This is a genomic window from Paenibacillus sp. NPDC058177, assembly GCF_042883835.1.
GTDB classification, from domain to species: domain Bacteria; phylum Bacillota; class Bacilli; order Paenibacillales; family Paenibacillaceae; genus Paenibacillus_AQ; species Paenibacillus_AQ agri.
In genome coordinates, this window is record NZ_JBHVVB010000003.1 from 221,241 (window position 1) to 230,827 (window position 9,587).

At 50.9% G+C, this 9,587-nt stretch carries 6 protein-coding genes; all 6 read right to left on the reverse strand.

Annotation, left to right across the window (positions count from 1 at the left end; all coding sequences use genetic code 11):
• Positions 1-24 precede the first annotated feature (24 nt).
• The 6 genes from ACFVU8_RS15070 to ACFVU8_RS15095 all read right to left on the reverse strand — a co-directional run bounded on the left by ACFVU8_RS15070 (position 25) and on the right by ACFVU8_RS15095 (position 8,840).
• Positions 25-1,029 (reverse strand): FecCD family ABC transporter permease, encoded by a 1,005-nt coding sequence (locus ACFVU8_RS15070; protein ID WP_387428188.1) that lies wholly within the window; start codon positions 1,027-1,029, stop codon positions 25-27.
• On the reverse strand, positions 1,029-2,051 hold the full coding sequence (locus ACFVU8_RS15075; protein WP_387428190.1) for a FecCD family ABC transporter permease: 1,023 nt from the start codon (positions 2,049-2,051) through the stop codon (positions 1,029-1,031). The genes ACFVU8_RS15070 and ACFVU8_RS15075 overlap by 1 nt, the downstream gene beginning before the upstream one ends.
• A gap of 13 nt (positions 2,052-2,064) precedes the next feature.
• On the reverse strand, positions 2,065-3,045 hold the full coding sequence (locus ACFVU8_RS15080; protein WP_175374068.1) for an ABC transporter substrate-binding protein: 981 nt from the start codon (positions 3,043-3,045) through the stop codon (positions 2,065-2,067).
• A 205-nt stretch (positions 3,046-3,250) separates the two neighbouring features.
• A complete protein-coding gene (locus ACFVU8_RS15085) occupies positions 3,251-4,999 on the reverse strand; it encodes an extracellular solute-binding protein (protein WP_387428192.1) in 1,749 nt (582 codons plus the stop codon).
• Between the two features lie 27 nt (positions 5,000-5,026).
• Positions 5,027-7,387 carry a helix-turn-helix domain-containing protein gene (locus tag ACFVU8_RS15090; protein WP_387428193.1) on the reverse strand — a complete coding sequence of 787 codons (2,361 nt, stop codon included), beginning with the start codon at positions 7,385-7,387 and terminating at the stop codon, positions 5,027-5,029.
• A 328-nt stretch (positions 7,388-7,715) separates the two neighbouring features.
• Positions 7,716-8,840 carry a glycoside hydrolase family 88 protein gene (locus ACFVU8_RS15095; protein ID WP_387428194.1) on the reverse strand — a complete coding sequence of 375 codons (1,125 nt, stop codon included), beginning with the start codon at positions 8,838-8,840 and terminating at the stop codon, positions 7,716-7,718.
• Between the last annotated feature and the right edge of the window lie 747 nt (positions 8,841-9,587).

Here is a 9,587-nt window from a genome sequence, read left to right on the forward strand (position 1 = left end):
AACAAACCAAACAAGAGCCAGCCCTTAACGGGACCGGCTCTTGTTTGGCTGTGCTCTGCGAATGAGCAGCAGATAGATAAAGTAAGGCGCACCGATCAGGGCAGTGAAGATTCCCGCCGGAATTTCCAGGGGAGGCAGAACCACGCGGCCGGCCAGATCTGCCAGCGTAACCAGCAAAGCGCCCAGCAGAGCTGATACAGGCAAGTACAATCGGCTATCAGGACCGACAAGCCATTTGGACAACGGCGGGATGACCAGGCCAACAAAGCCGATCGTGCCGGAGACAGCCACCGAACTTGCGGACAGTCCTACTGCTGTAAGCAGCAGCAGCACGCGTACCAACTGGATACGCAGCCCAAGACCGGTTACCGTATCTTCGTCTAATTGCAGCGTATTGATCTGCCGGTGACTGAGCAGTGCGAGAATCACTCCACCCAGTGTCCAGGGCCAGAGCATCTCCACATGCTGCCATGAGCGGGCATAGAGACTACCTTTTAGCCAGACAAGTGCCTGGGAAGAATCCAGTGCATATTTGACAATCAAGAACGTAATCAGCGAATGAAAGCCCAGAGACACGGATACACCAGTTAATGCAAGCCGGGTAGGCCGGATTCCGCCGCGCTGGTAAGCGAACAAGTAGACGATCACAGCAGCTGTCACTGCTCCGGCAAAAGCTGCTATCGGGAGTCCCGCCGCGCTCCATGTCGGAAAAACAAGTAGCACAACCACTGCACCAAAACCGCCGCCGGCGGTGACACCGACAATATCGGGTGCAGCCAGCGGGTTCCGGGTGATGCTCTGCAGGATGGCCCCGGAGACAGCCATATTGATCCCGGTCAGGACTGCGATAATCAGCCGCGGCAGGCGATATTTAAGCACCAGCGGTTCTCCGCCGGCCAGTTCGGCCAAAATCTCCCGCAGCGGTGTATTCACCGCTCCAAAACGGAGACTCAAGACCGCCGCTATAATCAGCAGCAATAACAATAACGCAACGATCTGCCCAAAACGGGTCCATTTTCTCAGTTTCATTATCTATGGCCCTCCCGCTGACGGCGCAGCAGGTACAAAAAGAAGGGTACCCCCATGAATGCCGTAATAATACCTACTGGCAGATCAGCAGGATAAGTCAGCCATTGCGACAAAAAATCAGCAGCAGACAGCAGCACCGCTCCCATAATCGCGGACAGCGGTAAAATAACCTTGTGATCTAAACCGCCGAGCCGTTTCGCCATATGCGGTACCATGAGTCCGATAAAACCGATTGGTCCCGCTACGGCGACAGCACTGCCTGTCAGAACAACGATCAGTACACCGATCAGTTGCCGGACACGGGGCACATTTACCCCAAGCCCGGTGGCCAGCTCTTCCCCTTGCCCCAGCAAATTCAACGTTCTGGCCAGCAAAAAAGCCACGATTAGGGCGGGAATATCCAGTGCCCAGACCAGTTTGTTGTCACTCCATGTAGTCCCTGTCAATTTTCCGGCCATCCAGTACAAAATCTCGATAAGCTGCGTCTCAAAGAGCAAAATAAATCCGGTTGTTAAAGCACCCATGAATGCACTTATCGCAACACCCGCCAGCATTAGCCGGGAGGCATCATTTCCACTGTAACGGGATAACCAGGAAATTAAGAGACCGATAGCTCCGGCACCGCATAAAGAAGCCAGCAGAATCACAGCCGAGCTGTCCCGCTCGCCAAATCCGACGATGGCAATAACTGCGAAGCAGGAAGCACCTTGGTTAATCCCCAGAATCTCGGGATCAGACAGCGGATTGCGGGTCATACTCTGCAGCAGACAGCCCGCAACCGCAAGTCCGGCGCCCAAAATGATGGACAGGAGAAGCCGGGGCGCGCGAATAGACCACAATGTGTAAGTCAAGACTTCATCGTTTGTGGTGGAGAACAACGTTGACCAGGTCAATCCCTTTACCCGGTAGCTGAGGGTGACAGCGGCTATAGCAAGCAGAATCACTCCGAAAATGCTGAAAACCAACCACAAGGGGGGCGCTTTACGCGCCTCCCCTTCTTTTTTCAAACCGATATCACTCAAAAGAGATCTCTCCCTACTTGGATGCACTTTTTTCCTTCAGGATATCCTGAACCTGAGTCAAAATCTTATCCGCTGCAATCGGTCCGCGGGCACGCGCCCATAGATCACGGTCAACATTCACAAGATGGCCTTCCTTCACAGCCTTCATATCTTGATATAGCGGGTTGGACTTCAGCTTATCTGTGCTGTCGCCATACATCATGATATAATCCGGGTTCAGCTCATGCAAACGTTCCAGTGCCATACGCGTCCCCTCGCCCTTGCCTTCCGTACTAGTAATCTCTCCATTGAAAGCATAGTTCAGGCCGCTTTGCGTCAAGAGCGTTCCGATAAAGGAATCCTTGATCCACACCGTGAAATGATCGTCGAAGTAGCCGACTACCAGAACCGAAGGGGATCCTTGCATACTACTCTTCACTTCTGCAATCTTCGCTTTCAGTCCATTGTTCACCTTGTCGGCTTCTTCACTCTTGCCCAGCATTTCTCCAATAGTGGTTACATTGCTCATGATTTGATCAATACTCGCATCATCAAAAGCAACCGTCTGCGTAATACCCTCCAGTTCCTTCCGAATCATGGCATGACGGTCCACACTGGCAATGATCAGATCTGGCTTCAGGGACTGGATGACCTCCAGATTGGGAGCCTTGCGCTCTCCCACATCGGCCACTCCAGTCACTTTATCCGCCAAGTATTCAGGAACCTTGGTCTTGCCTACGCCTGCATTCCCTACCGGCGTCACTCCAAGGGCAGTCAACGTATCAATAAAGGAAAAATCCAGTGTAACGATTTTTTGCGGCGTTTGTGCAAACTCCGTTTCGCCCCATGCGTGCTTAATGGAGACAGCCTTGGAAGCTTGCTCAGTGGGAGCGGCCTCCCCTTTTGTTGTGTTAGAGCCGGAAACCGACGCTTGATCTTTATTGCCGCAGCCAGCCAAAGCAAGGCTTAGCAGAATAGTAAAAACAATTCCCATATGTAGCTTTCTTTTACGCATCTCTGTTTTTCTTCCCCTCTTATGAAAATGATAATTATTATCAATGATTAGTTTAAGACAAGACCGCCACTTTTACACCATCCGGTTTTTCAAACAGGACCTCATCCAGTTTGGCTCAAATAAACAAGAAAAAACCCTGCCACTTTTCGGCAGAGCTCTTATATCTTTATATCTCTCTGTTATATCGACGTTCACTGATTCCCTCTCACCGTTTCACATAGCGCTTCAGCGCCGCAGTCTGAATCTCGATCGCCTGGTCGATCTTCAGGGCTTTAATCTGGGCTACGTAATCGTCGAAGTTCTCTAGCGGCTCGATGCCAAAAATAATCTTCAGGGACATTTCATCCACCAGTGTCGTAACATCCGCCATGATTGCGGAGAACTCAGTACTCTCCTTCTCGGTTTTAGAGATTTGCGGCAGCATAGTGTGCTTGGCATCGGTGTCTGACCAGATGCTTACAGCATCCTTCTGCTCAGTCAGGAAGTAATACTGCTCCAGATAACGGGCATCCTGTACAAAAGGGCCAAAATAACTGGCCCGCGTATACATGGCAAGTGATTGAGCCGGTGCCAGCCTATCCTTGTTCTGCATGATAAGATCGGTATAAAGCGGATACCCGTTCTTCATCTCATAGCTAATTCCTTCAATACCAAAGTTGAAGAGCAGATGTCCTGCGGGACTGTAGCCGTAATCCAGCATACGAACCGCTTCCTCTACATTCTTGCTACTGCTGGAAATCGCTACGCCGCCACTACCCATGTAGGCATTGGCCCGCTGCCCGAATTTGGGCTTCTCTCCGGCATGAAGCACCGGATAAGGCGCCGGGACGAACTTGGCCTGCGGCCATTTGTCCTTCACAGCAGGTTGCCACATCCCAATGCCTGCACCAGCATTCCAAATGCTGGCCCCGCTTCGGCCGGAGATCATATTGGCATCGAGCGTCTTGGTGTCGACGGAGGACATATTTTTGTCGATCAATCCTTCAGCATACCACTCTCGGAACAAAGCCAGAAAGGACTTGTATCCAGGCTCCATTGCCCCGTACTTCACTTGACCCTGATCCAGATAAAAGCCTTTCTTAATCCCGTAGGCCCCGACAAAGGCCCCGCTCTCAATACCGAATAGCGGGCTGGGGACGCCCAGGAAACTAAGGGGTGCCGCAATCCCCTTCTTCTCCTTAAAGGCCTTCAGGACGGTATGCCAATCGTCAATGGTGACAGGCACCTGAAGCCCCAGCTCATCCAGCCAATCCTTGCGGATAATCGGCCCCTGGTAAGTAAGCAGTTGTTCTTCTCCCTGGATGAAGGGGAATACGTAATAGCTGCCGCTATCCGTCTTAATCTGCTTATCGATCTCGGGATGCTCACGTAGATATTGCTTCAGATGAGGTGCATACTTGTCCATGACTTCATTCAAGCGCAAAATGTACCCGTCGCTGATCGCCTTCTCCGGCCCCCCAGGAAAACCGGCCCATTCGTATTCCAGCATATCCGGTAGATCCCCCGAAGCCAGTAACACATTAATGGCCTCTCTGGCCTGATTGGCCGGAGGCTGAATGAAATCCAGCTTTACCCCGGTCCGGCGCTGCCATTCCTGAAAGAAGGGGACATCCTGAAAAGTAGGTTTGATATTGCCGGCGTTGCCATTCAGCTCAGCCCAATACGTGAGCGTCTTATTCGTATGGATCGGATAACCGTCCTCTTGGGGAATATCCGCCTCTATACTATTTTGTGCGAAAGATGGCAATGAGGCCTCCTGCTGCCTTGCTTCCTGTGCCTTGCAGGAGGATCCCAACACCGCAAGCAACAGCAGCAGCCACAGGATGTGCCGGGATTGACCGACTATCCCCCGCTTGCCATCCTTGGTTGATTCGTTCTGATCATCCAGAATTCCTGTATATTGTTCTCTAGCAACTCTCTCTACACCATTGCTCTCCGTTCTTTGTTCTCTCATGAAACGTCCTCCTTTCTTCCGGATGTGTCATTTCATTTCCTTGAATTTGCCCGGGGTAATCCCCTCATATTTCTTGAATACACGAATAAAGGTCGCCACCTCGTTGTACCCGGCCTGCTTAGCAATATCGGAAATTGAAGCCTGCCTCGTCTTCAGCATCTCCTTAGCCTGCCCGATCCGGTATTTGTTGATATAATCCAGCACGCCTTCCCCGGTCTGGCTCTTAAACAACTTCGATAAATAACTGCCCTTCATGTTAAAATGCTCACCGATCATATTGACGCTCAGATTGGAATTACTATATTGGTCCTCTATATGCGCTGTAACCTTCAGAACCAGATCACGCAGCGATTCTGCCCGTTCATGTGAGACGTTCTGCTCCAACTTGGCTGCGGCAAACGTACAGACTTCGGCAACCAATGTCTGGAGCTCCGCCTTCATCTCCAGAATGGTGTCACAAGCAATGATTTGATCCAGCCATAAAGGGTTATCGCCCAATATGCTACTGTCCCCGTCGCCAAGTTCGTTCATCGCCTTCACCATAGTTCCAGCAAGATTAAAGATCAGACACCTTGCAAGCGTTAGTGAAATAACCGGCTGATTGAAGTTACGATCTGTCACTTCGTCGATGATTTTGGTGACCTGCTCCATGTCACCCACCTTGATCAGATTGATAATCTGTTGCTCCACCTGTAACGGATAATAATATCCGGTCTGTGAATGATCCGTTGTCTCTCTGCGAATTTCGTCATAGGCAATGATCTCCTGTTTGCCCAGCACCATTTTGTAGGCCATGGCGTCTACTGCCTCCCGGTACGCTTCAGCAATACCTGACAGGGAGGAATGAATGCCGCCGATGGACAGCGTCAGTACCATCTGATAGCTGGCCAGAAAGCGCTGCGCTTCCGCAGCAATAGCTTTCAGGTCGTCTTTGAACACAGTGGACTCAGGCTCTTCACAATTCACCAAACACACCATCATATCATCTACTTCCACCGTATACCCGACATGATGGTATTGCTCGGCTAGCTCCTCCACCACATTACTGATAATAAACTGAATCAGCTTGCTTTTCTCATGCAGATCAATGCCTGGCAGCTGGGCGGACAAACTTTCACCGTTCTCCACCATGAACAGGATCACCGCAAACTCTTCTGACAACAGCTTGATGTCAAAAGACTCAAATGCCTCTTCGTATGGAATCAGCGGATCTGTTTTACCTTTGAGAAGCCGATTGAGCATATTAGAGCGCAGCACATGCTGTTGAGCCTCCAGCTGCAGAGCGATTTTTTCCTTTTCACTTCTGGTTTTCGAGATGGATCTTTGAATAAAGCTCAGTTCGTTCCAGTCGGTCCGTTCTTCATGAGAGTTCTTGTCTGTCAGAAGCTGTACAAGCTGCTGAATCGGTGAATAATTGCGGCGCATAAAGAACCAGGTCAGCACCCCCGCGCTCACAAAACTGAGAAAGAGGCTGATATAAGTGAATCTGCGGACATACTCCGCTTTTTCCCAATAAATACTGCTCGGGATCATCAGGACATATTTTAGTTTAGATATGGAAGATTGAATGTAAAAAAGCTCGGAATCCCCGTCTCTTGCCGGAATATTCATGACTTGGCCGCTGTCGGCCGGTAAATCCTGCAATAGCTGATCCAGATTGATGGATACTGGCAGGTTGGACAGCAGTACCTCGTTCTCTTCATTAAGGACCAGGATTTGACCACCGCTGAAGCCGGATATGCCCTCGATGGCCTTCTGGAACCTTGCGGTATCCGCCATAACCACTACCGTCCCCGTCTCCCTCCCGTTCAAATCCTTCGGCAAGTGGGTCAGGTAGGCTATGCCGGTCTGCGGTTTGGCCGAATCTAGATGAGGCAGCAGCAGAAAACGGTTATTCGCCGATCCATGGATCGTATCCAGCCACTGTTCATAGGTCAAGGAACCGGTGTTGTGAATCGTATTGAAAGCGGTTTCTAAATCGCGCACATTACCGGACCGGATAACAGACCCGTCTTGATCCCAGGTGACATAGAACTCGTCAATAGAGGCATACGAGGTCTGATACATCCGCAGCTCTTTGACCAATTGATAGACCGTGAACTGGGCATCGCCCGGGGTTTTGCTGGAATACATCAGATCCTGGAGCTTGTTGTTCCAGGTCATCTCCATATTCAGACGCTTCATCAGATCAATCTGGGTGTCAATGGTATACCGAACCTGTCTCAGCATCGAATCATTGGCACGATGAATCTCACTTTTCAGCGCCTGACTCGACTGGGTGTATACCAGCAGGCTGACAATCATCGGCACGAACAAGACGGCGCTGTATGAGATTAACCAGGTAACGATGATACTTTTCCGTTTCTCCCACAAATATTTTAGATTCAAAAAAACCCCTCATCTTCTGATATGATTTGGATTCGGCGTATTCTTATTATAACGATCATTTCAGCAGAGGGAATGTTCAAAAAGTTAAAACGGATTGATAAAAATGACAATGACCCGAGTGGAAGGTTCCATTTCGGGTCATTGTCATATGGGTGTTTATGCCTGAAAAAGGCCGTAATTACAAGGATGTGGGGTGACAACAGCTCAAAAAATCCGGTGCTGGCATCAAAAAATTCGGTGCTCCCAGCCCTTCAGCTTGGCGGTGGCCTCCGCGAAGAGTAACTGCGCGGGTGCGGGTGACAACAACTAAAAAAATACGATGCTGCCATCAAAAAATCCGGTGCTCCCAGCCCTTCAGCTTGGCGATGGCCTCCGCGAAGAAGTAGTCGCCGTAGATCAGCGACACGTCCACGTTCTCACCGGCCGGTTTGTGACCGGTGCCGTGGAGGAGGATAGCCTCATGGCTATCATCCTCCCACGTGCTGTAGTGCGCATCCAGCGACCCCAGGATGCGCTCCGCCGCCGCGCGATAGACCCGGCCTTCGGCCGGTGCCAGACGCTCGGCGATCTCCAGCAGCCCCGACGCGGCGCAGGCGGCTGCTGAGGTGTCGCGCGGCTCGCCAGTAAGGCTTGCTGCCGCGCGGAAATCCCAGTGCGCGACCTCATCCTTCGGGAGGTTCGCGAGGAAAAAATGGGCGACTCGCCGCGCCGCATGCAGAAATACCTCATCGCCCGTGTGGCGATAGGTATTCGCCATGCCGTAGAGCGCCCATGCTGCGCCCCGGCTCCAGCCCGAATCCGGGGCATGGCCCTGCCCGCCGAGCACTTCGAGGCGCTCGCCGGAATCCGGGTCGAACAACACGATGTGGTTCACCGACCCGTCATCCCGGATGAAGTGCTTCAGCACGGTCTCCGCATGGGACCGGGCAATCTGCGCGAACCGGGGATCGCCGGACTGCTGCGAAGCCCAAAACAGCAGCGACAAGTTCATCGAGGTGTCGATGATGGACCAGCCATGCTTGTCGCCGTTCCAAGCCCGGATGAACCGGCCTTTCAGGTTGTACCGTCCGGCAAGAAAGTTCGCCGCGAACAATCCGCGGCGCAGACCGTCCGCATCGCCGGTCAGCAGATGCTTGAACACCGCCGTGGGCAAGAATTGAAAGCCCACATCATGATCGTAGGCATTCGGCTCCAGCATGAGCCGCTCCAGCCGCTCGTCCCAGCTCCAGGCAGCCTCTTTGTATGCTTCCTTGCCGGTCATGTCATACATGAGCCACAGGATCCCCGGCCAGAAGCCGGACGTCCACCAGTCGATCCGCTTATCGTCATACTTGCCGTCTTTCCCGGCTACATGCGGCGATTTATCGCCAATCAGGCGGAGCATAAGCGTCGTCTTGCGCTCCAGTCTGCCCCAGACTGCGGCAGCATCGAAGGTATATTGTGTTGTTTCCATAATTGAGGTGCTCCTTTCTATTTTTCTTTTAGATATTCTTGTTATCTCAGCAGTTTTAATGTCTCGTTAGCCCTTTAATATCTCGTTAACTCCTTGTTATCTAGATGACTATTTATTACTTTAGTTATATAAGGATTTTAAAATTCAAACAGTGTTCCCCGTGGCTCTCCAGCAAAGACGAGCTTTCGGCCACAGTTGTCTTGGACTCCATAAAGATGATCAACGGTATTTCATTCTGCATTCCAAATTAACGGCATTTTTGTACCTTATATTTCTTGTTTCGAGGAAAATTAAGGATATAAGAGCAATATTGTACCTTATTTTATGAAAAGTGTCGCCCTGGGACTATATCAGGAAGAATTAGCATACAAAAATGCACTTATTTTGCTCAGATCATCCATTTCAACAAAATTAAGGTACAAAAATGACGTTATTTACACTCGGAGCAGCTTGAGAGTAGTAGCCAGGGAGCGGCTTGAGTTACTTAAGTTGCATAATTTGCTTGAGTTGCCTGAGTTGCCTGAGTTGCTTGAGTTCGCGTGAGTTACCTGAGTTACCTAAGTTACCTAAGTTACCTAAGTTGCTTGAGTTGCTTGAGTTGCCTGAGTTACCTAAGTTGCTTGAGTTACTTGAGTTACTTGAGTTGCCTGAGTTGCTTGAGTTCGCGTGAGTTGCTTGAGTTCGCGTGAGTTGCTTGAGTTGCCTGAGCCGCCTGAGTTACTTGAGTTGCCTAAGTTGCTTGAGCTG